The sequence below is a fragment of the Allofournierella massiliensis genome (genome assembly GCF_004345265.1).
Lineage (GTDB): Bacteria > Bacillota > Clostridia > Oscillospirales > Ruminococcaceae > Allofournierella > Allofournierella massiliensis.
In genome coordinates this window covers 1-22,126 of sequence record NZ_SLUM01000001.1, presented here as the reverse complement: position 1 = coordinate 22,126, position 22,126 = coordinate 1, and the positions used below count along the sequence as shown (strand labels likewise).

Below are 22,126 nucleotides of genomic sequence, written 5' to 3'. Positions count from 1 at the left end.
CACCAGATGCCAGGTCAATGGTTTTTTGAAAATTCGCGCCGAAAAATTTCAGCGGCCCTGTTTCCAGATGCTGATGCTCCACAGCACAGCGTTTTCCACAAATACCGCAAAGGAGATCCACAGCCAGCGGCGGAACACAAAGAAGAAATCCGGCCGGGTGCGCATCTCGCCCTCCCACACGCCGAACCACCGCTGCAGCAGGCTGTAATAGGGGATACCGTCCTGCAATTCCGGCACCAGCGCCCCCAGACAGTTGATGCCCAGATCCACCGTGACGAACAGCACCGCCACCAGTACCGCCAGCGAAAGGATTCGTGCCAGCTTCATGTTTCCTTCCTCCTTTGGAGTCTTTTTCCCATTGTAGCATGGCACCCGGCGCGGCGGCAATCCGGGCATAAAAAAGCAGTGAGGCGTTACGCCTCACTGCTTTGCTTATTTTCCCGCAGCGTCAGACCCGCCGCCAGCAGATAGATTGCCGCCAGCGCCGCCAGCACCGCAAAGAGAGCGGGCAGCGGCTGGATCAGCGGCAGATACTTCTCCATGTTCAGCCCGGAGTTCCACTCAAACAGCTTGCCGGAGGAAAGGCTCTGCACCCAGGCCACATGATCCAGCTGGCGCAGCCACCAGACCCCGCCGCTCATGGTCAGGGTGAGCCAGGCCAGCAGCAGCTCCAGCGGCTTCCGTTTCAGCGCCAGCCCGTAGCCCAGCGCCAGCGCCGCCAACAGCCCGGCAAACAGCCAGCCCTGCCGCTGCCAGAGCACCAGCGGCAGCTTCGGCCACAGGTACATGGCCCAGAATCCGACCAGCAGCGCAAAGCCGAACAGCGGCAGCAACGCCCGGCCCCGGGGCATGTGCCAGCCCAGCACGGCCCCCTCCGGCGCGCCGGTGGCAAACCGGCGGTGCAGCAGGGTCACAGTGAGGGCGGTGACGCCCACCCCCAGCACCCTTGCCAGCGGCACCAGCAGCGGCACGTCCGGGTAGCCTCCGCCCGACTCCCAACGGAAGACGCTTTTGTTGCTCACGCCCAGCGCGTCCGCCAGCTGCTGCTGGGTCAGGTTTCTTTCCTTGCGGTAGCGTTTGAGCCGCTCGCTGAAGCTTTGCTCCATTCTGAATGCCGTTCCGGGTTCCATCCTCGGCCCCTCCTTTCGTTCCTGCTTCATTGTAGCAGGAATCCCCTCCCACCGCCACCCCGCCGGGCGGGAATTTGCTCCCGGAAGGCGGGAATCGCCGATTTTGCTGCAAAAAGAGCGCATGTCCTCAGGGGCACGCGCTCTTTTCTGTTTCGATCACCGCAGCTTCTGGTAGGCCAGCCGCTCGCCGCCGTGGCGGCAGCTCACCACGCCCCGCAGCCCGAAGCCGCATTTTTCCAGCAGCCGCTGCATGGGAAGGTTGTCCCGGTGGGTGTCGATGCGCAGGTTGTCGCACCGCTGCCAGCACCAGTCAAGGCACCAGGCCGCCGCGCCCCTGCCGCCGTAGGAGGCCACCCGGTGCACGACCCAGTAGGGCCGCTCCTCCTCCAGCCAGCTGCCGTCCCGGATCACGGCATAGTCCTCGTCCGGGCCGGGAGCCAGATAGAAGGCGGCCAGCAATTCGCCCTTTTCCCGGCACAGCCAGGCGCAGCCGGAGTCAATGTCCTCCGTCAGCTGGGCCTCGTCCGGGTAGGAGTCACCCCACTGGCCCGGGTTGCCCTGCTCGGCCATGAATTTTCTGGCATGGGCATACAGGGCCTTCATGGCGGGCAGATCCGCCCGCGTGGCCCGCTGCATTACAAATTCGCTCACAGGCTCCTCCTTTGCTTTGCGGCAAAGCCCAGCAGGTAGGCCGCGCTGGTGAGGGCCAGCGTGAGGAATGCCTGCAGGGGCAGATACGCCCCGCCCAGCAGATCGGCCGTCGGGGTCAGCAGCAGGCTCATACAGGCGCCGTACATCTGGCTCAGGGAGCCCAGCACCGCCACCGAGGGCACAAAACCGAACACCACGCTCACCGCGCCCCACCACTGCAGCAGGGCGAAGCCCGGCCAGGGGCGCTTGTCCTGCCCGGCGGCCCAGCGGCCCACGCCGTACCAGCCGGCCAGCAGCGCCACCGACAGCACGGTCTGCAGCCCGTACAAAGCCGCTTCGCTGCCGCCAAGCAGCACCACCAGATTGAACAGCACGATACCCGCCACGGTGGGCAGGAAGGCCAGAATCAACAGATCCCGTTTTTTCATGGGCGTATTCCTCCTTGATACCACAGCGGGCCCTTCGTGCTGCCGAAGGGCCCGTTTTGTTGCGGTTTACTTGTTCTTGTACATCTCTTCGTAGTACTTCTGGTAGTTGCCGCTGGTCACGTTGTTCATCCACTCTTCGTTGGCCAGATACCAGTCGATGGTCTTTACGATGCCAACCTCAAAGGTGGTCTCCGGGTACCAGCCCAGCTCTTCCTTGATCTTGGTGGGGTCGATGCCGTAGCGTCGGTCGTGGCCCAGACGGTCGGCCACATACTTGATCAGGCCCTCGTTGATGCCCTCGTCCTTCAGGCGATCGTGCAGCTGGTTGATGATGGTCTTGACGATGAAGATGTTGGGACGCTCGTTATGGCCGCCCACGTTGTAAACCTCGCCGTCACGACCGCCCTCGGCTACCATGTCGATGGCCTTGCAGTGATCCTCCACATACAGCCAGTCGCGCACGTTCATGCCGTCGCCGTACACGGGCAGCTGCTTGTGATGCTTCACGTTGTTGATCATCAGGGGGATCAGCTTCTCGGGGAACTGGTAGGGGCCGTAGTTATTGGAGCAGCGGGTGATGTTCACCGGCATGCCGTAGGTGTCGTGGAAGGCCATCACGAACATGTCGGCGCTGGCCTTGGAGGAGGAGTAGGGGCTGTGGGGGCACAGCGGGGTGGTCTCCATGAAGTAGCCGTCCTCGCCCAGGGAGCCGTACACCTCGTCGGTGGAAACCTGAATGTACTTCTTGCCCTCGGCCCACTTGCCGTCCTTGAACCAGGCGTTCTTGGCGCACTGCAGCAGGTTCACGGTGCCCAGCACGTTGGTCTCCACGAAGATTTCAGGGTTGGTGATGGAGCGGTCCACATGGCTCTCGGCGGCGAAGTTGATCACATAATCAAAATCGTATTTCTCGAACAGGCCGCTTACCAGCTCCCGGTCGCAGATATCGCCCTGCACGAAGATGTGGCGCTCGTCGCCTTCCACACCCTTCAGGTTTTCCAGGTTGCCCGCGTAGGTGAGCTTATCCAGGTTTACCAGCTGGATTTCCTTGTATTTATTCAACATATAGTAAACAAAGTTGGAACCAATAAAGCCGGCGCAGCCGGTGATGAGATAGCGTTTCATCTCTTATATACTCCTTATGTTATCAGTTATTCGCCGTTCCAGTGGGCGAAGAAATCGGCCAGAGCTTCTTTCCAGTCCCGCATGTGGTTGCCCACGGTGCAGGCCAGCATCCGGTTTTCCAGCGCGCTCCATGCGGGGCGGTCGGCAGCGGCGGGGTGCTTGGCGGAATATTCCGCGCTGGTGCAGGGGGCCACGGTGGCATCCACGCCGGAAAGGCGGATGATCTCGCTGGCGAACTCATACCAGGAGCAGACGCCCTCGCCGGTGCAGTGGTAGACGCCATAGTCGTGGCTCACGGCCAGCTGCAGAATGTGATGGGCCAGGTCCTCGGCGTTGGTGGGGTTGCCCAGCTGGTCGCTGACTACCTCCAGCCTGCCGAACTTTTTGCCCGCGTTCACGATGGTTTTCACGAAGTTCTTGCCCGCGTAGCCATACAGCCAGGCGGTGCGAACAATGAAGTACCGGTGGCAGAAATTCTTCACATATTCCTCGCCCAGGGCCTTGGTTTTGCCGTAGACGCTCTTGGGGTCCACCCGCTCGCTCTCGTCCAGAGGCTTGTCGCCCTCGCCCCGGAACACATAGTCGGTGGAGACGTGGATCAGCCGGGCGTTGATGCGCTCGGCGGCCTGCGCCAGATTGGAAGCGCCGATGGCGTTCACCTTGAAGGCGGCCTCGGGGTTTGTCTCGCAGCCGTCCACGTTGGTGAAGGCGGCGCAGCTGATGATGGTATCGGGCTGATGGCGGCGCACAAAGGCGATGGTGGCGTCCCGGTCGGTGATGTCCAGCTCGGCCACGTCGGTGGCGATGACGGTGGCGTTTTTCAGCCGCTCGGGCACGGGGCCAAGGGCGCTGCCGCCGTTTTTCAGCTGGCGCTGGATCTCGGTGCCCAGCTGGCCGCTGGCGCCGGTGATGAGGATCTTCATGCAAAGGCCTCCCTTAGTATTTGATCTTTGCGTCGGCAACTCGTTTCAGGTGTTCGCCGTAGGGGCTCTTGCCGTAACGCTCGGCGCTTTCCAGCAGCTTTTCCTTGCTGATCCAGCCGTTCTTGTAGGCAATTTCCTCGGGGGCGCTGATCTTGATGCCCTGCCGCTTTTCCACCATGCGCACGAAGTCGGCGGCGTCCACCAGACTGTCCATGGTGCCGGTGTCCAGCCAGGCAAAGCCGCGGCCCAGCAGCTGCACGTCCAGCTTGCCTTCTTCCAGATACATGGCGTTCAGGGTGGTGATTTCCAGCTCGCCGCGGGCGCTGGGCTTCACCTGCTTGGCCTGGGCGCTGACCCGGTTGTCGTAGAAATACAGGCCGGTGATGGCGTAGTTGGATTTGGGTTCCTTCGGCTTTTCCTCCACGCTGATGACCTTGCCGGTCTCGTCGAATTCCACGATGCCGAACCGCTCGGGGTCGTTCACATAGTAGCCGAACACGGTGGCGCGGCCGTTTTCCTCGGCGTTCTTCACGGCATTCTTCAGAATGCGGGAGAAGCCGTTGCCGTAGAAGATGTTATCGCCCAGAATCATGGCGCAGCAGTCGTCGCCGATGAATTCCTCGCCCAGCAAAAAGGCCTGAGCCAGGCCGTCCGGGCTGGGCTGTACCTTATAGGACAGGTGCAGGCCGTACTGGCTGCCGTCGCCCAGCAGATGCTCGAACCGCGGGGTGTCCTCCGGGGTGGAGATGATCAGGATGTCCTGAATGCCGGCAAGCATCAACGTGGACAGGGGGTAGTAGATCATGGGTTTGTCGTACACCGGCAGCAGCTGCTTGCTGGTGACCATGGTGAGCGGATACAGGCGAGTGCCTGCGCCGCCGGCAAGGATGATACCTTTCATAATAGCATTACGCTCCTTTTTCCGCCCGGGTCATGCCCGGGCCATTTTAAAAAATTTGCGCAGCTTAACACAAAGCGGAGCTACAGCCGCTATATACTTTTTTAGCGGACTCGACTTTTTCCGGACTCGACCGGAAGTTAAGTCTGATCCGTAAGCCCACCACACCGGGCTTTCCTCAGCGATGGCCGCCGACTGCCTTGAACCTGCATCCCGTAAGTTGGGAAAAATCGAAATTTCTTCCCCCGCAAGCATTGCCAGCCGTTTTTTCGGCGTTCGGAACGCTGCGAGAGAGCGGGGGCAGGGCCTGTTTCAGCAGCCCAAACGCCAGCCCCATTTGTTAAAGTAGCGGCCCATGCTTTTGAGCTGCTGCAAAAAGGGCTTCAGGCTCTTGTTCGGAGCCCGGTGCCAGGCGTGATAGGCCGTGAACTGGGGCAGATAATACACAAAGCCCTTCTGCCGGGCCTTCTGGGTGATGTCCGCGTCCTCCACATACATGAAGTAGCCCTCGTCAAACCCGCCGATGGCCTTGTACACGCTGGTGCGCATGCAGAAAAAGCTGCCGGTGCAGAACTCGATGGCCGTGGGCACGCTCAGGTCCTCATCCAGCATGGCGTACCGGTCACCGAATTTTTTAAGGCCCGGTACCCCCTGCCGCGCCGCAAGCCCCAGAATGTTCGGCTTGCGCTTGGGCAGAATCTGCACCCGCCCGTCCGGGAACAGCAGCTTCGGGGTGGCCATCACCACATCCGGGTGACTATCCATCCAGTCACAGATGGCGGGCAGCACGTTGCTATCGATAAAAATATCCGGGTTCAGCACAAAATGATACTCGCTGTCCAGCAGCTCCAGCACCTGATTGTGCCCCTTGCCGAAGCCCAGATTCTCCGGCAGCCGGATGACCTTCACGTTTTCGGGAAAGCCCTGCCGCTCCAGCGTTTCGCCGGCTCCGTCCGGGCTGGCGTTATCCACCAGATAGACCGTGAGCGCGCAGTCCTTCGTGTATTTCAGCAGCGATTCCACCGCCCGGATCACCTCGTCGGCTCCGTTATAGCTCACGATGCAGGCGCTGATCTTCCTCATTCGGGCATCCTCCAAGCGTAATTAGTCTATTTTAGTATAGCATTTTTTGCCCGTATCTACAAGGAAAAACCGCCGCCCGCGCCGTTTTATGCCCTTTTTCACCCCTTCTGTGCCCTTTTTCGGGGCCGGGGCCGCCTTTTTTTTGCCTTTTTGCCCATTCCCCGTTGACAGAACCGTAAAACTTTACTAGAATAAAGCCAAGGCCGGCAGCGGCCTTTTTCCAGCACCTTGCACTTTACTGCTGCAATTCATTGTGGCGGCAAAGTGAACTTCTTTTTTTCACAGGGAGGAACCACACATGAAACTTCGCAAGACCATGGCAGGCGTTCTGGCCTGCGCCATGCTGGCCACTCTGGCCGGCTGCGGCTCCGGCGGCACTTCTTCCGCTGCGTCCACCGCTTCCACTGCGTCCGGTGCATCCGGCTCCGCCGAGGGCGCGTCCTACCGGGTGGGCGTGTGCCAGCTGATGCAGCACCCCGCGCTGGACTCCGCCACCCAGGGCTTTCAGGATGCCCTCACCGAGACCTTTGGCGACGCCGTCACCTTCGATGTGGAGAACGCCTCCGGCGATAACTCCAACTGCGCCACCATCATCAACAGCTTTGTGTCCTCGGATGTGGATCTGATTCTGGCCAACGCCACCACGCCCCTGCAGGCGGCGGCCGCAGCCACCGACAGCATCCCCATTCTGGGCACCTCCATCACCGACTACGCCACCGCGCTGGACGTGACCGACTGGACCGGCTCCTCCGGCCGCAACATCAGCGGCACCACCGATCTGGCCCCGCTGGACGGTCAGGCCGACATGATCAAGGAGCTGTTCCCGGACGCCAAGAACGTGGGCCTGCTCTACTGCTCGGCGGAACCCAACTCCAAGTATCAGGTAAACGTGATCACCGAATACCTCACCGAGCTGGGCTACACCTGCACCGAGTATTCCTTCTCGGACACCAACGATCTGTCCGCTGTGTGCACCAGCGCCTGCGCGGCCAGTGACGTGATCTACATCCCCACCGATAACACCGCCGCCAACAACACTGAACTGATCGCCAACATCGCGGTGCCCGCCGGGGTTCCCATCGTGGCAGGCGAGCAGGGTATCTGCAGCGGCTGCGGCGTGGCCACTTTGTCCATCGACTATTACGAGCTGGGCCGCACCACCGGTGAGATGGCCGCCAAGATCCTCACCGGCGAAGCGGACATCACCACCATGGAGGTGCAGTCCGCCCCCACCTTCACCAAGATGTACAACCCCACTTTGTGCGAGCAGCTGGGCGTGACCATCCCCGAGGGCTACACCGCCATTGAAGCGGAATGATCCATCATCCGCCGGGCCAGATTCCCGGCTTTAGGAGGAGCTTTTCTTGTTCATCAACACACTTCTGAACGCCCTGCCGGGCGTGGTCGCCCAGGGCCTGATCTGGAGCATCATGGCCATCGGCGTTTACATCACCTATAAAATTCTGGACGTGGCCGACCTGACGGTGGACGGCACCATGTGCACCGGCGGCGCGGTATTCATCATGCTGGTGACCGGAGGCTGGAATCCCTGGCCCGCGCTGGTGGCCGCCTTTCTGGCGGGCATGGCAGCGGGGCTTGTCACCGGCCTGTTGCACACCGCCTGCGGCATTCCTGCCATCCTGGCCGGCATCCTCACCCAGCTGGCGTTGTATTCCGTGAACCTGCGCATCATGGGCCAGTCCAACCGGCCCATCAGCGTGGACAAATACCCCCTGCTGGTGAGCGCCCGCAATGTGCGCGAGGCCGCGCTGTCCAACCCCATTCTGATGTGCGTGCTCTTCACCGCCGCCACCATCGGTGCCCTGTACTGGTTCTTCGGCACCGAGCAGGGCTGCGCGGTGCGTGCCACCGGCGCGAACCCCAACATGGCCCGGGCTCAGGGCATCAACACCAATTTCACCACCGTGCTGGGGCTGATGCTCTCCAACGGTCTGGTGGCTCTTTCCGCCGCGCTGCTGGCCCAGTATCAGGGCTTCGCGGACGTGAACAGCGGCCGCGGCGCCATCGTCATCGGCCTTGCGGCGGTGATCATCGGCGAGGTGCTGTTCTCCAAAGTGTTCCGCAACTTCGCGCTCAAGCTGCTGGCCGTGGTGTTCGGCTCGCTGATCTACTATCTGGTGTATCAGGTGGTCATTCTGCTGGGCCTCAAGAGCGACGACATGAAGCTCATCACCGCCCTGATCGTGGCGCTGTTCCTGGCCGTGCCCTACTGGAAGGGCCGGTACTTCACAAAACGCACCGGGAAAGGAGCGGGCAGCCATGCTTGAACTGAAAAACATCTATAAAACCTTCAACCCGGGCACCGTGAACGAAAAGCGGGCGCTGCAGGGGCTGAATCTCTCGCTGGCGGACGGCGATTTCGTCACCGTGATCGGCGGCAACGGCGCGGGCAAATCCACCATGCTGAACATCATCTCCGGCGCTTCCACCGTGGACGAGGGCAGCATCTCCATCGGCGGGGTGGATGTGACCCGCCTGCCGGAATACAAGCGTGCCCCCTACATCGGCCGGGTCTTTCAGGACCCCATGATGGGCACCGCCGCCACCATGCAGATTGAGGAAAACCTGGCCCTCGCCGCCCGGCGTGGCCAGCGCCGGGGCCTGCGCACCGGCATCAGCCGGGCCGAGCGGGAGCAGTACCGGGAGCTTTTAAAGATTCTGGATCTGGGCCTTGAGGACCGGCTCACCAGCAAGGTGGGCCTGCTCAGCGGCGGCCAGCGGCAGGCGCTGACCCTTCTGATGGCCACGCTGAAAAAGCCCCAGCTGCTTTTGCTGGACGAGCACACCGCCGCGCTGGATCCCAAGACCGCCGCCAAGGTGCTTTCGGCCACCGAGCAGATCGTCCGGCGGGACAATCTGACCACCCTGATGATCACCCACAACATGCGCGACGCCATTGCCCACGGCAACCGGCTGGTCATGCTGTACGACGGGCGCGTGGTGGTTGACGTGCGGGGCGAGGAAAAGCGCCGCCTGACCGTGGAGGACCTGCTGGAGAAATTCAATCAGGCCAGCGGCTCCAGCGAAGCGGACGACAAGCTGCTGCTGTCCTAACCGCTTGCCTTCTTTTGGGCAGCACCGCACACTTCCAGATGGTGGAACGCGCCGGAAAATTTTGGCGCGATACGCCGCCTGCGCCCATCGGGCGTGAATCGTGCGGGGTTGCTCCCCCTATCTATGCTTTCCCCTCCGATTGGCTGCCTTGGGGGCCCCTCGCCGCTGTGCGGGGCGGCCCCCAATGGCCAACCGGGGCAGCGGAAATAGAACGAAAGGCGCCCCCGGCGCATCCCTCTGCGGGCAGTAGCCTGCGGGGCAGGATGAGTCGGGGGCGCTTTTCGCCCATTTTTCTTTACAATCCAAACCATCCGTGCAATAATAGGGCCAGTTGTGTTGTATTCTGTATGAGAAAGGGGGGCCTGCCCCGTGGAAACGGCCCAGATGCCTGCCTTCACCCCGGAAGCGGCGGTGGAGCAGTTTGGCGATACCGTGTTCCGGGCCGCCTTCGGTCTGGTAAAAAATCCGCAGGACGCGGAGGACATTGCCCAGGAAGTATTTTTGAATCTGGTGCGCCATGCACCCCAGTTTGATTCCGCCGAGCATCAGAAGGCCTGGCTGCTGCGCTGCACCATCAACCGGTGCAAAAGCCACTTCCGCAGTGCCTGGGTGCGCCGCAGCGCCCCGCTGGACGAGCACCTCTCCACCCCCTTCACCCCCGCAGAAAACACCGTGCTGGACGCGGTGGCCGCCCTGCCCATGAAATACCGGCAGGTGATCTATCTGCATTACATCGAGGGTTATTCCACCGCCGAGATCGCGGCGCTGCTGGGCTTAAAGCAGAACACCGTGCTCAGCCAGCTTTCCCGCGGGCGGGCCCTTCTGAAAGACACGCTGAAAGGAGACTTCTGACCATGCCCGACTCCAAGGATTACAAAAGCGCCATGGAAAAAGTCGCCGCCGGCCAGCGCTGGAAGCAAGCCACTCTGGAAAAGATGCAGGCGGAGACCGCGGCCCAAAAGGCCTCCCGGCCCCGCCGGACCATTCCCTTCGGCCGTCGTGCCATTCCGCTGGCCACCGCCGCCGCCATTTGCCTGCTGGTGATCCCGGCCGCCGCCCGCAGCCTGACCTCCGTCTCGGGCGGCGCCACCGCAGCGGATCAGGCCAGCCCCCGCGTTGCCACCCGCCAGATGCCGGAAAGCAGCGCTGCCGTGGCCCCCGAGGCCGCGCCCTTTGCGCTGGCCGCCGCCCCGGAAGCCGCCATGGCCGAAAACGGCGCGCCGGATGAAACCGCCGCTCCCGCCTACACCACCGTGGAGGCAGACTCCCCCGAAGCCGCTCTGCCTGCCGATACGCAGCCCGCCGACGAAGCGGAGGGCGCGGACGCTGCGCTGGAGCAGCTGGACGAGATCCTCGCCGCCGAGGGCGAGGGCCGCACCCGGGCGGATGTTCTGGCCAGCGGCCTTGCCCCGGACGGCTCCTTTGCCTTTGTGCTGGCTGGCGAAAGCGACGGAAGCTACCGGCTCTATCTGGTCAGCCCCGGCGAATGACGCGCGCAACCCGAAAACAAAAGCATCCCCCATTAGCCGGTGTGGCATAAGAAAACAACGGTTCTGCCTTAGGATTTTGGCGCACAAAATGTTCAAAGGGGCGGGCAAGCCATCAAGGCTTGCTCCGCCCCTTTTCGCACTTTCTGCATCCAAAATCCTGGGGCAGAACTGCTTCGCACCGGAAAAGGCCCGATTTTGATGGGAGTGCAAGGAAAAGGCCCGCAGGCACCCTTGGTGGTTGTCAAGGGGCTTTGACGCTGCAATCCCGCAAAAGCGGCCCTTTTCCGGCGTCGTTTTCTTGTGTCACACCGGCTTTCCCTGCCGGTGTTGGCACGGAACAGGGGATGTTTTTTCTTTTTGAGGGCCTTTCGACGGGAGTTCAGAACCGGGCGGCCCATTCCTCAAAGCGGGCCTGCCATTCCAGATACTCCGCCCGCACCCGGCCATAGCGCCGCTCGCTCACCGGCACCCCGCGCCCGCTGCGCAGCACGAACTCGAACCGGCGCAGCCGCTGCACCTGACACAGATTCACATAATAGCTGCGCTGGGTGCGCAGAAAGGGCCTCCCCTCCAGCAGCTGCTCCAGCCGGGCAAGGCTGATACGGCAGGGCAGCGGGAGGGTATTGTCCGCAAAATGGAATTCCACGGTGTGGCCGTCCAGCCGGATGGATTCCACCCGGGCCAGATTCACCCGGCACACCTCCCCGTCCACCGGCAGCTCCAGCGTGCAGGGGGCGAGGTACTGGGCCAGCAGATCCTCCAGACATGGGCCCATGCACTGCTCCAGCCGATCCTTACACAAATAGCGGAAGGCCCGCAGCCCATAGCCCTCCGGCGCGTACTCACAGAAGGCGGACACAAACACCAGCGGCACCCAGGGCCAGAGCGCCCGCAGTCGCCGGGCCGCCTCCAGCCCGTTCATCCGGGGCATCTGCACGTCCAGAAACACCGCGTCATAGCGGCAGTGCTCGCATTCCGCCAGCAGCTGCGCCGCCTCGGAAAAGCAGTCCACCCGGCAGCCGGTTTTCTGCCAAGGCTCAAAGCTCCGCAGCAGCCGGGCCAGCTGCCAGCGGTAAAAGCTGTCGTCATCACACACCGCAAACCGGTACATCCTTCCTCCGCCCCCTTTCCTTTATTATAAAAGCCCGGGCACCCGTGCGGAGGGCGAACTTTCCTTCGTGTTTCTTCGCAACATTCTGACAGAACAAAAAAGCGGCCGGAGCTCCCGTCAAAGGGGGCTCCGGCCGCGTTGTATCGTTCCGGCTTTATTCAGCTTTGTTGCGCAGTGCCATGACCACGTCCTCCGGCTTTACCGGCAGGGTGTGGAAGGCAACGCCGGTGGCGTTCTGGATGGCGCCCAGAATCGCCGGGGCGGGGGTGTTGATGACCAGCTCGCCGATGCTCTTGGCGCCGAAGGGGCCGCTGGGCTCGTAGCTGGACTCGAACTCTACCCGGATGGTGCCCGCCTCCAGACGGGTGGGAATCCGGTACTGCAGGAAGGAGTCGTTCATCATCCGGCCTGCCTTGGTGTACTGGATGTCCTCATACAGGGCTATGCCGATGCCCTGCACGATGCCGCCCTCGGTCTGCACCCGGGCCAGATTCTTGTTCACCACGGTACCGCAGTCCACGGCGGCCACATAGTCCACCAGCTGGATCTTGCCGGTCTCGGGATCCAGGTCGATCTCGGCCATGCCCACCATCATGGGCGGGGGCGATACCGGGGAGGAATGGCTCTCGCAGGCGGAGATGCACCGGGCGTGGCCCTCAAAGCTGGCGTAGCCGATGGCGGAAAGGCTCACTTCCTTATCAGTGCTGGGCACAAAGACCCGCTTGCCGTCGAACTCGGCGGTGTCGGCGGGAACGTCCAGCATCTTGGCGCCCTGGGCCAGGATCTTTTCCCGCAGCTGGGCGCAGGCCTTCACCACAGCCATGCCGGTCACATAGGTGGTGGAGGAGGCGTAGGAGCCGCAGTCGTAGGGGCTCTGGTCGGTGTCCACACCGCGCACCGAGATGTTCTCCATGGGGCAGTCCAGGCAGTCGGCGGCCATCTGGGTGAGGATGGTATCACAGCCGGTGCCCATGTCGGTGCAGCCCACCAGCAGGGTGTAGAAGCCGTCGTCGTTCAGACGGATTTCCACGCTGCCGATGTCCACGCCGGAGATACCGCTGCCCTGCATGGCCATGGCCACGCCCACAGAGCGGATGTGGCCGTTTTCCAGCACCCGGCGGGGGGCCTTGTTGTCCCAGTCCATCATCTTCTTGGCGGTTTCCATGCACTTGTCCAGCGTGCAGCTGGTGCAGTTTTCGCCGTAGTACATGGCGAAGGTCTGGCCCAGACGGACCATGTTCTTTTCCCGGATGGCGCAGGGGTCCATGCCCAGCTGGGCGGCCAGCTCGTTCACGGTGCTCTCCACCGCAAAGATGCCCTGGGTGGCGCCGTAGCCGCGGTAGGCGCCCGCGCCCATGGTGTTGGAGTACACCACCTCGCTGCTGAAGCGGGCGGCCTTCAGGCTGCCGTACAGTGAGATGGACTTGGTGCCCACCAGACCCACGGTGGTGGGGCCGTGCTCGCCGTAAGCGCCCGCGTTGGACAGAGCCTTCACATCCAGCGCACGGATGGTGCCGTCCTCATCCGCACCGATGCGCACGGTGACGCGCATCTGGTGGCGGGGGGAACCGTTGGCCTGGCTCTCCTGCCGGGTGAAGCACAGGCAGGCGGGGCGGCCGGTTTTCATGGTAACAAAGGCGGGGTATACCTCGCTCACGGCGCTCTGCTTTGCGCCGAAGCCGCCGCCGATGCGGGGCTTGATGACCCGGATGTTGGCCTTGCTCATCTCCAGCGCGTTGGACAGAATGCGCCGCACATGGAAGGGCACCTGAGTGGAGGAAACCAGCGTGAGCCGGCCGTACTCGTCCAGATAGCTGAAGGTGACGAAGGGCTCCATCATGGCCTGGTTGTTGGCCTTGGTGTAGAAGGTCCGCTCGATCACCACCGGGCAGGTGGCCAGCTCGGCTTCCACGTCGCCGTTCTCCATGCAGTCCACACTGCACAGGTTGCGCTTGTTGTCCGCGCCCACGGGGCACAGGGCCTTGAAGTCCTCTTCCGGGTGCACCAGAATCGGGTTGTCCTTGGCCTTGGTAAAGTCCAGCACGGGCTCCAGCACCTGATATTTCACTTTAATGAGGCCCGCGGCCTTGGCAGCGGCAGCCTCGGTCTCGGCGGCCACAAGGGCCACCGGGTCGCCCACGCAGCGCAGGCGGCGGTCCAGAATCAGCCGGTCGTAGGGGCTGGGTTCGGGGTAGGTCTGGCCCGCGGTGGTGAAGCGGCTGGCGGGTACATCTTTATAAGTAAAGATGGCCACAACGCCGGGCACCTTCATGGCGGCGGCGGTGTCGATCTCCTCGATCAGCGCGTGGGCATGGGGGCTGCGCAGCATCTTCACCATCAGGGTGTTGGCGGGCACCATGTCGCCGGTGTAGACCGGCTTGCCGGTCACAAGGCTCATGGCATCCACCTTGCGGATGGCCTGATTCACATACTTCATTGTGCTTTGCCCTCCTTTGCGGCCAGCCAGGCGCGAATGGCCCGCAGCTGGCTCTGGTAGCCGGTGCAGCGGCACAGGTTGCCTTCCAGATATTCCCGGATTTCCTCGTCGGTGGCGTCGGCGCCCAGCTCGCGGCCCATGGCCAGCACGCTCATGATGAAGCCGGGGCTGCAGAAGCCGCACTGCTCGCCGCCCTGATCGGCCAGAAAGCCGCCGAATTCCTCGGCTTCCTTCTGCAGGCCCTCCAGCGTGGTCACGGTGTGGCCGTCTGCCTGAGCGGCCAGCACGCTGCAGGACAGCACCGGCTTGCCGTCCATGTGCACGGTGCACAGGCCGCAGCCGGAGGTCTCGCAGCCGCACTTCACGGATTTGCAGCCCGCATCCCGCAGAAAATGCAGCAGCTGGGTGTCCGGCGCGGCTTCGGCGGTATAGGGTCTGCCGTTCAATTGAATGGTCACCTGCATGGATCAGCCCTCCTGTAAGGCCGCAAGGCAGCGGCCGGTCAAAACGTTTGCCAGATGGCGGCGGTATTCCTCGCTGCCGCGCATGTTGCTCGCGAAGGTCAGCTGGCTCTGCATGGCCTCGCAGAAGCTCTCCAGCGCGGCCTTGTCTGCCGAGAGGGCCAGCGGTGCGTTCACCACCTGGGCCCGGGCGGGACGTGCGCCCACCACCACGCGCACCTGGCCGTCCTTCTCGGAGGCGGCCACGGCCAGCACCGGCAGATCGGTCTCGGCGTTGCGCATGGTCTGGTAGGCCGGGCGGCGGTCGTTCTTCTTCACATGAATGCGCACCAGAATATCCCGGTCGGCGGGCAGCTTGGCGTACTGCTCCAGCGGCATGCGGCCGGCCTTGAACAGCTCCACCTCACAGTCCAGCGCCAGCAGCGCGCAGAGCAGGTCGGAAAAACCGAACCGGGCCGCGATGCTGCCGCCCAGCGTGGCGCAGTTGCGGAACTGCACGCCCACGATGTGGCGGGTCATCTCCTTGAACAGGCCGCCGAAGGCCTCGTTCAGGGCTTTGTTTGTCTCCAGCTGGCGCAGGGTGACCATGGCCCCCAGCGAAAACTCGCCTTCGGTCTCCTCAATGGTATCCAGCCCCAGCCCGCTCAGGTCCACAAGGGCGCCCACTCTGCGCCGGGTCAGGCGCAGCCAGCAGCCCCCTGCCAGCAGGGTGGTGCTGCGCTTCTGGTTCAGCTGCCAGGCTTCCTCCAGCGTGGCGGCCTTCACATATTGCTGTGCGGTAAACATGCCTCACAGTCTCCTTTCCGTTTTCTCCGGAGCAAGGCCCCGGTCAAGGGCATTCGTTCTCACTTTAATTGTAGCAAAGCGGCGGGGCCTTGTCGAGAGAAAAGGCCCCCACGCGCACAAAAAAAGACCCGCCTTAGTTTGTAAGACAGGTCTTTGTGGTGCCTCCGATCGGAATCGAACCAATGACACGGGGATTTTCAGTCCCCTGCTCTACCAACTGAGCTACAGAGGCGTTTTTTGGTGGAAGTTACAGGGCTCGAACCTGTGACCCTCTGCTTGTAAGGCAGATGCTCTCCCAGCTGAGCTAAACTTCCAGACAAAAAAATGGAGCGGCTTACGAGGCTCGAACTCGCTACCTCCACCTTGGCAAGGTGGCGCTCTACCAGATGAGCTAAAGCCGCTTATATGATGGTCGGAGTGGCGGGATTCGAACCCACGGCATCCTGCTCCCAAAGCAGGCGCGCTACCAGCTGCGCTACACCCCGTTGTGTTCAGGGCCCCTGTTCGTTGGGTGCTTGATTAGTATACTCAATTTTGGGCCGGGTGTCAACACCTTTTTGCAAAAAAATTCAAAAAAATTTGCGAGGCCCGAAAACCCCGCAAAATCGAACCTTATTCCGCTTACTGCTGATGCTCCAGCTTGGCCTCCACCTCGGCCTCCTCGTTCTTGATTTCCCAGTGAATCAGGAAGGTCAGCGCGGCCCGCAGCACAATGATGGCGCCCACGATCATGATCTCGCTCATCTGGCGCACCACCACGGTGCGCAGAATCTCGCTGCCCAGCTTGAACTCAAGGCCCATGGCCATGCCCTTGGCCAGCTTGAGCCGGGTCAGGGGGTCCCGGCGCAGATAGTTCCAGATGCCCCGCACACCGGCGGCGATCAGAACCGCCACGCCCATGAATTCAAACAGCAGGATGGCGCCCTCCACGATCAGGTGCAGCACGTCGTTCAACAGTTCCATTGTGTTCTCTCCTTTTTATTCAATGGGGCGGCTTTGCGCCCACTGGTCCAGCCGGTCCAGCGTTTCCTCGCTGAACACCGGCAGGCCGTTTTTCAAAAGCAGGTCGGCGGCCACCCCGTTGCCTGGCACAAGGGTGCCGGTAAAGCTGCCGTCGTAAACCATCCCGCACCCGCAGGAGGGGCTGCGGGCCTTCAGCACCGCCGCTTCGCACCCGGCCAGCCGGGCCAGGGCCAGCGCCTCGGCCGCGCCCTTTTCGTACTGGGCGGTCACATCCTGCCCGTCCCGGTTCATCACCCGGCCGCCCTGCCGCTCGGCAGGGGTGCGGGGGGTGGGCAGCCCGCCGTAGATCTCCGGGCAGACCGGCACCGGGGTGCAGTCGTGGCTTTTGAGCCATTCCACAAGGGGCCGGTTCTGTTTGGCGGCCCCGTCGTACCGGCAGGCACAGCCCAACAGGCATGCCGAAACCAGCAGCTTCATCTTCTCCACCCCGCCTTTCGCTTTCTTCGGGCATGAACGCCCTGCTTTTTCAGGCATCACCACATCATTCAAGCCAAGGCGTGAATGATGCAGTGCTCCCTCGACTATAACTATATCATATCAAATTGCCCGCCGAAAAGAGTTTCCATGACTTTGTTACAGAGTTTTACCCATTTTGATGCTAGGATAAGAACGAAAAAACCAATCGAATGTATTCCGAACCTTGAAGGAGGTCGTTTTTTATGGCAATGTTTTCCGTTACCACACAGGATTTTGAAAAGGCCGTGATCGAATCCGCTGCTCCGGTGCTGGTGGAGTTCACCGCCCCCTGGTGCGGCTACTGCCGCCGCCTGGCCCCCGTTCTGCAGCGCATGAGCGGCGAAGAGGGCATGCTGCCCATCGCCGCCGTGAACATCGACGAGGAGCCCGCGCTGGCCGAACGTTTTAAAGTGGATACCATCCCCACCCTGCTGGTGTTCCGGGGCGGCAGCCACGGCCCGGCTCTGGTGGCTCCCTCCACCGCCGCTCAGATCAAGGAGTGGCTGGCCGGTCAGGAGGTGTGAGCCATGATGAAAAAACTGTGGGACGTTGTGATCGTGGGCGGCGGCCCCGCCGGGTATTCCGCCGCGCTGTACGCGGTGCGTGCGGGCTATTCCACCCTGGTGGTGGAGATGCTCAGCGCCGGCGGCCAGATGGCCACCACCAACGCCATTGAAAACTACCCCGGCTTTGTGGAAAGCGTGGACGGCTTTGAGCTGGCCATGACCATGCAGCAGCAGGCGGAGAAATTCGGCAGCGAGACGCTGTACGCTCAGGTGACCGCGGTACAGCTGGCCGGGCCGGAAAAGCACCTGACCACCACCGAGGGCAAGCTGCGGGCCAGGGCCGTGATCTTCGCCACCGGCGCGGATCCCCGCCCCCTGGGCCTGCCCGGGGAGGACAGCCTGCGCGGCCGTGGCGTTGCCTACTGCGCCACCTGTGACGGCGGCTTCTACCGGGGCAAGACCGTGGCCGTGGCCGGCGGCGGCAACTCCGCCGCCGAGGACGCGCTCACCCTCTCCAAGCTCTGCAAAAAGGTATATCTGATTCACCGGCGGGATACCCTCAGCGCCACCCGCAGCTATTTGAAGCCGCTGGAAAAGGCCGAGAACATCGAGTTTCTGTGGAACAGGCAGGTCACCGGCTTTGACGTGGACGGCACCCTCACCGGCCTGACCCTCACCGATACAAAAACCGGTGAGGAAAGCCATCTGCCGGTGGACGGCCTCTTCGTGGCCATCGGCCGCCAGCCCAACACCTGGCTGGTGAAGGGCCAGCTGGAGCTGGACCGGCAGGGCTACATTGTGGCGGACGAGAGCTGCCGCACCAGCCAGCCGGGCGTGTTCGCCATTGGCGACGTGCGCACCAAGCCCCTGCGTCAGGTGGTCACCGCCGTGGCCGACGGCGCCACCGCCAGCAAATATCTGGAGGAGTACCTGAACGGGCTTTCCTGATTTCTGTTTTGCTTTTTCCGTTTCCGGTTTTCCACATTCCGGGCGCTGCCCGGTGGAAAACCCGCGAAATTTCCTTCTTCTCTTCCCAAATAAAAGGCAGAGGCCGCCTTCCGCAAGCTGCGGGGGCGGCCTCTGCCTGTTTTTGTTTTTTCACGCTCAGCAGTACAGACCATTGGCGGTCATATAGTCGGAAATTTCCTTGCCGTGCTGCTGCTCCTGCTGCTGGATGGCGGCCAGTGCGCTGCGGGCCGCCGGGTCGGAAAATTCAAACACCGCGGTGTTGTACACCCCGGAAACGAACTTTTCGGTGGCCAGCACATCCGCCAGCAGATAGGCATCGCTCTTTTTCTCCGCCCGGCTCACCGGCGAGCGCTGGGGCTCCGGCTGGGGCTTTTTGGCGTTCTGGCTCTGGCCCGGCTTCAGGGTGGGGGTCTCGCCCGCCAGCATGCCGGTCACGGTGTCGTAATGGTTCTGCTCGGCCTTTTCCAGCCGGGCGAACATCTGCTTCAGCGCCGGGTCACAGGCGGCTTCCGCGGCCTTGTGGTACTTCTCGGCGCAGGTTTTTTCCTCGTTTTGCAGATCCTTCAAAAGGCTCTGCTCCTTTTTGGTCAGGTTCATGGCGCGTCTCTCCTTTTCTCAAACAGGCCCGATGCTCCGGGCTTCTGGCATCAGTATGCCGCAGAAAAGGAGGAATTATGCACCTTAGTCCATCCGCCGCCGGGCCGACGAGCTGGGAATGCCCAGCTCCTCCCGGTATTTGGCCACGGTACGCCGGGCCACCGGCAGGTTCACCGCCTCCAGCGCGGCCCGCAATGCCTCGTCGGACAAAGGCTTTGCCGGATCCTCCGCCTGCACGAAGCGTAAAAGCTGGCGCTTGATGCTCTCGCTGCTCACCTGACCGCCCTCCACCGGCACACCGGCGGAGAAAAACCGCTTCAGCGGCAGGCTTTTGCCCTCGAACTGCAGGGTCTTGCCCTGCACCGCCCGGCTCACCGTGGAAAGGCTCAGGCCCAGGCTCTGGGCCATCTGGGTCAGGGTCATGGGCTTCAGGGGCCCGCCCCGCAAAAAGAAGTCCTGCTGGTCCTGCGCCAGCTGACGCAGCAGCCGCACCAGCGTGCTCTCCCGTTCATTCACCGCCCGCAGCAGCTGCTGGGCCTCGGCCCGGCGCTCCTTCAGGTAGGTTTTCGCCTCGGGGGTGCCGCTCTGCTGCAGCAGGGCGCAGTTCTGCTCGTTCAGCTGCAGCCGGGGGGCCAGCCGCCGTTCCAGCTCAATGACCAGCTGCCCGTTCTCCCGGCGGAACACCGCCTCCGGGATCTGGTAGGCCAGCGGCCCTGTGCCGTAGCCCTGGGCCGGGCGGGGATTCAGCGCCCGCACCGCCTTTGCCGCCGCCTGGGCCTGGGCCGGGGTGCATTCCAGCAGCCGGGCAATGGCGGTCATGTTGTTTCTGGCCAGCAGCTCCAGCCCCTCGCGCACCAGACGCACCGTGTGCTCGTTGAAGTCCTTTGTCTGGGCCAGCTGAAGCACCAGACATTCCGGCAGAGTGCGGGCGGCCACACCGGTGGGCTGCAGGCTTTGCAGCAGATACAGCGCCTGCTCCATCTCAAACATGCTCACGCCCTGCTCCGCCGCCAGATCCTCCAGCGCAAATTCCAGAAAGCCGTTTTCATTCAGGCAGTCGGCCAGATAATCCGCCAGCCGGCGCAGCCCGTCGGTGAGGCCGGGCATGCGCAGCAGCTGCTCGTGCAGGGCCTGCGCAAGGCTTTCGCCCCGGTCCGCCGGGTCTGCCAGCGTGGCCATCCGATCCCATTCGCCGTCGCCGCCCCGGTTCCAGTCGCCCGCCATTTCCCCTGCGGGCAGATCCCACACCGCGGCGCTCTCGCTGCCGGTGGCCTCCCACCGGTCCGCCTCGCCGCCCGTCTCCTCGGCGGCATGCTCCGCCGGGTCGGGCAGGTGCAGCTCCTGGGGCAGCTCCAGCTCCAGAAGCGGGTTTTCCAGCGCCCTGTCCTGCAGATATTCCTGCAGTTCCAGCACCGGCATCTGCAAAATCTCCAGCGACTGCCGCTGGCTCTGGCTCAAGATCTGTTTTTGTTCCTGACGCTGCATCAGTTCCATGATGCTCCGCTCCTTTATTCGAATTGCTCCTTTTCATTATATCCGTTTGAGGGCGGCGGGGCAACCGGCCACCGCTCCGCTCCGGCCCGCCGGGCCGCATTTTCGTTCATTTTATAACAATCCGTCGGGAATGACAAGGGGGGCCGCGGCGCCGGTTTTCTAACAAAGGTTTTACCTTGATTTTTTCGTTTCTTTGCAGAAAAAGCGGTATAATAAAATGGATTTCCTGATTCACTGCAATCCATTGGGAGGATTCTATTGTATGATCACACCCCGTCACATCAAGGAAAACAAACAGATTCAAACCTACATCCGCCGGGCGGATGAGACCCTTGCCGCCATGGGCTACACCGAACACAGCACCGCCCATGTGGCCCGGGTGGCCCATTTTGCCGAAAAGATTCTGGCCCATCTGGGCTATTCCCAGCGCACCTGCCAGCTGGCCTGGATCGCCGGTTACATGCACGACATCGGCAACGTGATCAACCGGATCGACCACGCCCAGTCCGGCGCGGTGATGGCCTTCCGCATTCTGGACAATCTGGGCATGGAGGCGGACGAGATCGCCACCGTGTGTTCGGCCATCGGCAACCACGACGAAGCCACCGCCTACCCGGTGAACCCGGTGGCGGCGGCGCTGATTCTGGCCGACAAGACCGACGTGCGCCGCAGCCGGGTGCGCACCAAGGACCCAGCCCAGTTCGACATCCACGACCGGGTAAACTACGCGGTGGAAAAAGCCTCCACCACCCTCACCGACGACGGCGCGGTGCTGCTGGAGCTGACCATCGACACCGCCATCTCGCCGGTGATCGACTACTTCGAAATCTTCATGGACCGCACCCTGCTCTGCCGCAAGGCGGCGGACAAGCTGGGCCTTGTGTTCCGGCTGGTGGTGAACGGCCAAACCATCCTGTGAGCCGCCCGGCCCGAAACAAAAACAAAAAGCGCCCGTTCAGCTTCCCCTTTTTCAAGGGAAACGCCGAACGGGCGCTTTGTTTTTCTTTTCAGATATTCAGCCCTCGCCGAAGGCCGCGCGAATGGCATCGGCCGCGGCGGCATGAGCCTCCTCCACACCGGCCATGGCCTGCCGGGCCCCGGCCAGATCGCCGGCCCGCAGCTGGGCCAGCTGGGCGGTGGTGCGCTCAAAGAGAACGGTCAGCGACAGGTTGCCGCTGGTTCCCTTCAGGGAATGGGCCGCCCCGGCAGCGGCTTCGGTGTCGCCCACGTCCAGCGCCGCTTTCAGCGCGGGCAGGGATTCCTCCTGCAAAAAGCGCTTCAAAAAGCGCTCCAGCAGCGCCTCGCTGCCCATGAACCGTTCCAGAGCGCCGTTCACGTCCACGCCGCCCTGCTCCAGAATCGCCTGGGTCTGTGCGTTCATTGCAACTCCTCCTATTACAATATATTTACGGTTTAAGGCACGGCAGCCAGCCGTGTCTTTTCCGTATCGTTGCCTAAGCTGTTAGAATGAGAGTGTCTTGGC

25 protein-coding genes and 4 tRNA genes are annotated in these 22,126 nt (G+C 62.6%); 8 read left to right on the top strand and 21 right to left on the bottom strand.

Annotation, left to right across the window (positions count from 1 at the left end; genetic code table 11):
- Positions 1-48: 48 nt before the first annotated feature.
- The 8 genes from EDD77_RS17925 to EDD77_RS00110 form a co-directional block, all read right to left on the bottom strand.
- Positions 49-327, bottom strand: coding sequence for a hypothetical protein (locus EDD77_RS17925; protein WP_058964045.1), 279 nt, complete (start codon positions 325-327; stop codon positions 49-51).
- A gap of 86 nt (positions 328-413) precedes the next feature.
- Positions 414-1,130, bottom strand: coding sequence for a helix-turn-helix transcriptional regulator (locus EDD77_RS18240; protein WP_058964044.1), 717 nt, complete (start codon positions 1,128-1,130; stop codon positions 414-416).
- Positions 1,131-1,286: 156 nt separating this feature from the next.
- On the bottom strand, positions 1,287-1,781 hold the full coding sequence (locus EDD77_RS00135; RefSeq protein ID WP_242868356.1) for a GNAT family N-acetyltransferase: 495 nt from the start codon (positions 1,779-1,781) through the stop codon (positions 1,287-1,289).
- Positions 1,778-2,209 carry a hypothetical protein gene (locus tag EDD77_RS00130; protein WP_058964043.1) on the bottom strand — a complete coding sequence of 144 codons (432 nt, stop codon included), beginning with the start codon at positions 2,207-2,209 and terminating at the stop codon, positions 1,778-1,780. Before EDD77_RS00130 ends, EDD77_RS00135 begins: the two co-directional genes overlap by 4 nt.
- A gap of 66 nt (positions 2,210-2,275) precedes the next feature.
- Entirely contained in the window at positions 2,276-3,334 is a 1,059-nt protein-coding gene (gene rfbB / locus EDD77_RS00125; protein WP_058964042.1) for a dTDP-glucose 4,6-dehydratase, read from the bottom strand.
- Positions 3,335-3,360: 26 nt separating this feature from the next.
- Positions 3,361-4,257: a dTDP-4-dehydrorhamnose reductase gene (gene rfbD, locus EDD77_RS00120; protein WP_058964041.1), complete on the bottom strand. Its 897-nt coding sequence runs from the start codon at positions 4,255-4,257 to the stop codon at positions 3,361-3,363.
- 13 nt (positions 4,258-4,270) lie between these two features.
- Positions 4,271-5,158, bottom strand: a complete 888-nt coding sequence (gene rfbA, locus EDD77_RS00115; protein ID WP_058964040.1) for a glucose-1-phosphate thymidylyltransferase RfbA — start codon at positions 5,156-5,158, stop codon at positions 4,271-4,273.
- A 309-nt stretch (positions 5,159-5,467) separates the two neighbouring features.
- Positions 5,468-6,238: a glycosyltransferase family 2 protein gene (locus EDD77_RS00110; RefSeq protein WP_058964039.1), complete on the bottom strand. Its 771-nt coding sequence runs from the start codon at positions 6,236-6,238 to the stop codon at positions 5,468-5,470.
- A 298-nt stretch (positions 6,239-6,536) separates the two neighbouring features.
- Here EDD77_RS00110 and EDD77_RS00105 point away from each other — a divergent pair, with 298 nt between their 5' ends.
- From EDD77_RS00105 to EDD77_RS00085, 5 genes are all read left to right on the top strand, one after another.
- A complete protein-coding gene (locus tag EDD77_RS00105) occupies positions 6,537-7,556 on the top strand; it encodes an ABC transporter substrate-binding protein (RefSeq protein ID WP_058964038.1) in 1,020 nt (339 codons plus the stop codon).
- A 52-nt stretch (positions 7,557-7,608) separates the two neighbouring features.
- Complete coding sequence (locus EDD77_RS00100) at positions 7,609-8,526, top strand: ABC transporter permease (RefSeq protein WP_455577860.1); 918 nt, start codon at positions 7,609-7,611, stop codon at positions 8,524-8,526.
- A complete protein-coding gene (locus EDD77_RS00095; protein WP_058964036.1) occupies positions 8,519-9,313 on the top strand; it encodes an ABC transporter ATP-binding protein in 795 nt (264 codons plus the stop codon). The genes EDD77_RS00100 and EDD77_RS00095 overlap by 8 nt, the downstream gene beginning before the upstream one ends.
- Before the next feature lie 369 nt (positions 9,314-9,682).
- On the top strand, positions 9,683-10,165 hold the full coding sequence (locus EDD77_RS00090) for an RNA polymerase sigma factor (RefSeq protein WP_242868354.1): 483 nt from the start codon (positions 9,683-9,685) through the stop codon (positions 10,163-10,165).
- Positions 10,166-10,167: 2 nt separating this feature from the next.
- The gene (locus EDD77_RS00085) at positions 10,168-10,803 is read left to right on the top strand and encodes a hypothetical protein (protein WP_058964035.1); all 636 of its coding nucleotides are present in this window, start codon (positions 10,168-10,170) and stop codon (positions 10,801-10,803) included.
- A gap of 379 nt (positions 10,804-11,182) precedes the next feature.
- On the opposite strand, the gene EDD77_RS00080 is transcribed toward EDD77_RS00085, so the two are convergent.
- From EDD77_RS00080 to EDD77_RS00035, 10 genes are all read right to left on the bottom strand, one after another.
- A complete protein-coding gene (locus EDD77_RS00080; RefSeq protein WP_058964034.1) occupies positions 11,183-11,914 on the bottom strand; it encodes a LytR/AlgR family response regulator transcription factor in 732 nt (243 codons plus the stop codon).
- 154 nt (positions 11,915-12,068) lie between these two features.
- Positions 12,069-14,351 (bottom strand): xanthine dehydrogenase family protein molybdopterin-binding subunit, encoded by a 2,283-nt coding sequence (locus tag EDD77_RS00075; protein ID WP_058964033.1) that lies wholly within the window; start codon positions 14,349-14,351, stop codon positions 12,069-12,071.
- Positions 14,348-14,815: a (2Fe-2S)-binding protein gene (locus tag EDD77_RS00070; protein WP_058964032.1), complete on the bottom strand. Its 468-nt coding sequence runs from the start codon at positions 14,813-14,815 to the stop codon at positions 14,348-14,350. Before EDD77_RS00070 ends, EDD77_RS00075 begins: the two co-directional genes overlap by 4 nt.
- Positions 14,816-14,818: 3 nt before the next feature.
- The gene (locus EDD77_RS00065; protein ID WP_058964031.1) at positions 14,819-15,598 is read right to left on the bottom strand and encodes an FAD binding domain-containing protein; all 780 of its coding nucleotides are present in this window, start codon (positions 15,596-15,598) and stop codon (positions 14,819-14,821) included.
- 156 nt (positions 15,599-15,754) lie between these two features.
- Positions 15,755-15,830, bottom strand: a tRNA-Phe gene (locus EDD77_RS00060).
- A gap of 6 nt (positions 15,831-15,836) precedes the next feature.
- Positions 15,837-15,912 (bottom strand) — tRNA-Val (locus EDD77_RS00055).
- Positions 15,913-15,923: 11 nt separating this feature from the next.
- Positions 15,924-15,999: transfer RNA gene (locus EDD77_RS00050), tRNA-Gly, on the bottom strand.
- 8 nt (positions 16,000-16,007) lie between these two features.
- Positions 16,008-16,083, bottom strand: a tRNA-Pro gene (locus EDD77_RS00045).
- 136 nt (positions 16,084-16,219) lie between these two features.
- On the bottom strand, positions 16,220-16,561 hold the full coding sequence (locus tag EDD77_RS00040; protein WP_058964030.1) for a DUF1622 domain-containing protein: 342 nt from the start codon (positions 16,559-16,561) through the stop codon (positions 16,220-16,222).
- 15 nt (positions 16,562-16,576) lie between these two features.
- Positions 16,577-17,038, bottom strand: coding sequence for a DUF523 domain-containing protein (locus EDD77_RS00035; RefSeq protein ID WP_058964029.1), 462 nt, complete (start codon positions 17,036-17,038; stop codon positions 16,577-16,579).
- 242 nt (positions 17,039-17,280) lie between these two features.
- On the opposite strand from EDD77_RS00035, the gene EDD77_RS00030 reads away from it, so the two are divergent.
- Both EDD77_RS00030 and trxB read left to right on the top strand, forming a co-directional pair.
- Entirely contained in the window at positions 17,281-17,601 is a 321-nt protein-coding gene (locus EDD77_RS00030) for a thioredoxin family protein (protein ID WP_058964028.1), read from the top strand.
- 3 nt (positions 17,602-17,604) lie between these two features.
- Entirely contained in the window at positions 17,605-18,531 is a 927-nt protein-coding gene (gene trxB / locus EDD77_RS00025) for a thioredoxin-disulfide reductase (protein ID WP_058964027.1), read from the top strand.
- 156 nt (positions 18,532-18,687) lie between these two features.
- On the opposite strand, the gene EDD77_RS00020 is transcribed toward trxB, so the two are convergent.
- Positions 18,688-19,149, bottom strand: coding sequence for a spore coat protein (locus EDD77_RS00020; RefSeq protein WP_058964026.1), 462 nt, complete (start codon positions 19,147-19,149; stop codon positions 18,688-18,690).
- Positions 19,150-19,233: 84 nt separating this feature from the next.
- Positions 19,234-20,643, bottom strand: coding sequence for an RNA polymerase factor sigma-54 (rpoN, locus tag EDD77_RS00015; RefSeq protein ID WP_058964025.1), 1,410 nt, complete (start codon positions 20,641-20,643; stop codon positions 19,234-19,236).
- 262 nt (positions 20,644-20,905) lie between these two features.
- On the opposite strand from rpoN, the gene EDD77_RS00010 reads away from it, so the two are divergent.
- The gene (locus EDD77_RS00010; protein ID WP_058964024.1) at positions 20,906-21,562 is read left to right on the top strand and encodes an HD domain-containing protein; all 657 of its coding nucleotides are present in this window, start codon (positions 20,906-20,908) and stop codon (positions 21,560-21,562) included.
- Between the two features lie 96 nt (positions 21,563-21,658).
- Here EDD77_RS00010 and EDD77_RS00005 read toward each other — a convergent pair whose 3' ends face one another.
- Positions 21,659-22,024 (bottom strand): Hpt domain-containing protein, encoded by a 366-nt coding sequence (locus EDD77_RS00005; RefSeq protein WP_058964023.1) that lies wholly within the window; start codon positions 22,022-22,024, stop codon positions 21,659-21,661.
- Between the last annotated feature and the right edge of the window lie 102 nt (positions 22,025-22,126).

Coding starts and splice junctions, on each gene's coding strand:
- EDD77_RS17925 (WP_058964045.1), bottom strand. CDS start 327: ATGAAGCTGGCACGAATCCTTTCGCTGGCGGTACTGGTGGCGGTGCTG.
- EDD77_RS18240 (WP_058964044.1), bottom strand. CDS start 1,130: ATGGAACCCGGAACGGCATTCAGAATGGAGCAAAGCTTCAGCGAGCGG.
- EDD77_RS00130 (WP_058964043.1), bottom strand. CDS start 2,209: ATGAAAAAACGGGATCTGTTGATTCTGGCCTTCCTGCCCACCGTGGCG.
- rfbB (WP_058964042.1), bottom strand. CDS start 3,334: ATGAAACGCTATCTCATCACCGGCTGCGCCGGCTTTATTGGTTCCAAC.
- rfbD (WP_058964041.1), bottom strand. CDS start 4,257: ATGAAGATCCTCATCACCGGCGCCAGCGGCCAGCTGGGCACCGAGATC.
- rfbA (WP_058964040.1), bottom strand. CDS start 5,158: ATGAAAGGTATCATCCTTGCCGGCGGCGCAGGCACTCGCCTGTATCCG.
- EDD77_RS00110 (WP_058964039.1), bottom strand. CDS start 6,238: ATGAGGAAGATCAGCGCCTGCATCGTGAGCTATAACGGAGCCGACGAG.
- EDD77_RS00105 (WP_058964038.1), top strand. CDS start 6,537: ATGAAACTTCGCAAGACCATGGCAGGCGTTCTGGCCTGCGCCATGCTG.
- EDD77_RS00095 (WP_058964036.1), top strand. CDS start 8,519: ATGCTTGAACTGAAAAACATCTATAAAACCTTCAACCCGGGCACCGTG.
- EDD77_RS00085 (WP_058964035.1), top strand. CDS start 10,168: ATGCCCGACTCCAAGGATTACAAAAGCGCCATGGAAAAAGTCGCCGCC.
- EDD77_RS00080 (WP_058964034.1), bottom strand. CDS start 11,914: ATGTACCGGTTTGCGGTGTGTGATGACGACAGCTTTTACCGCTGGCAG.
- EDD77_RS00075 (WP_058964033.1), bottom strand. CDS start 14,351: ATGAAGTATGTGAATCAGGCCATCCGCAAGGTGGATGCCATGAGCCTT.
- EDD77_RS00070 (WP_058964032.1), bottom strand. CDS start 14,815: ATGCAGGTGACCATTCAATTGAACGGCAGACCCTATACCGCCGAAGCC.
- EDD77_RS00065 (WP_058964031.1), bottom strand. CDS start 15,598: ATGTTTACCGCACAGCAATATGTGAAGGCCGCCACGCTGGAGGAAGCC.
- EDD77_RS00040 (WP_058964030.1), bottom strand. CDS start 16,561: ATGGAACTGTTGAACGACGTGCTGCACCTGATCGTGGAGGGCGCCATC.
- EDD77_RS00035 (WP_058964029.1), bottom strand. CDS start 17,038: ATGAAGCTGCTGGTTTCGGCATGCCTGTTGGGCTGTGCCTGCCGGTAC.
- EDD77_RS00030 (WP_058964028.1), top strand. CDS start 17,281: ATGGCAATGTTTTCCGTTACCACACAGGATTTTGAAAAGGCCGTGATC.
- trxB (WP_058964027.1), top strand. CDS start 17,605: ATGATGAAAAAACTGTGGGACGTTGTGATCGTGGGCGGCGGCCCCGCC.
- EDD77_RS00020 (WP_058964026.1), bottom strand. CDS start 19,149: ATGAACCTGACCAAAAAGGAGCAGAGCCTTTTGAAGGATCTGCAAAAC.
- rpoN (WP_058964025.1), bottom strand. CDS start 20,643: ATGGAACTGATGCAGCGTCAGGAACAAAAACAGATCTTGAGCCAGAGC.
- EDD77_RS00010 (WP_058964024.1), top strand. CDS start 20,906: ATGATCACACCCCGTCACATCAAGGAAAACAAACAGATTCAAACCTAC.
- EDD77_RS00005 (WP_058964023.1), bottom strand. CDS start 22,024: ATGAACGCACAGACCCAGGCGATTCTGGAGCAGGGCGGCGTGGACGTG.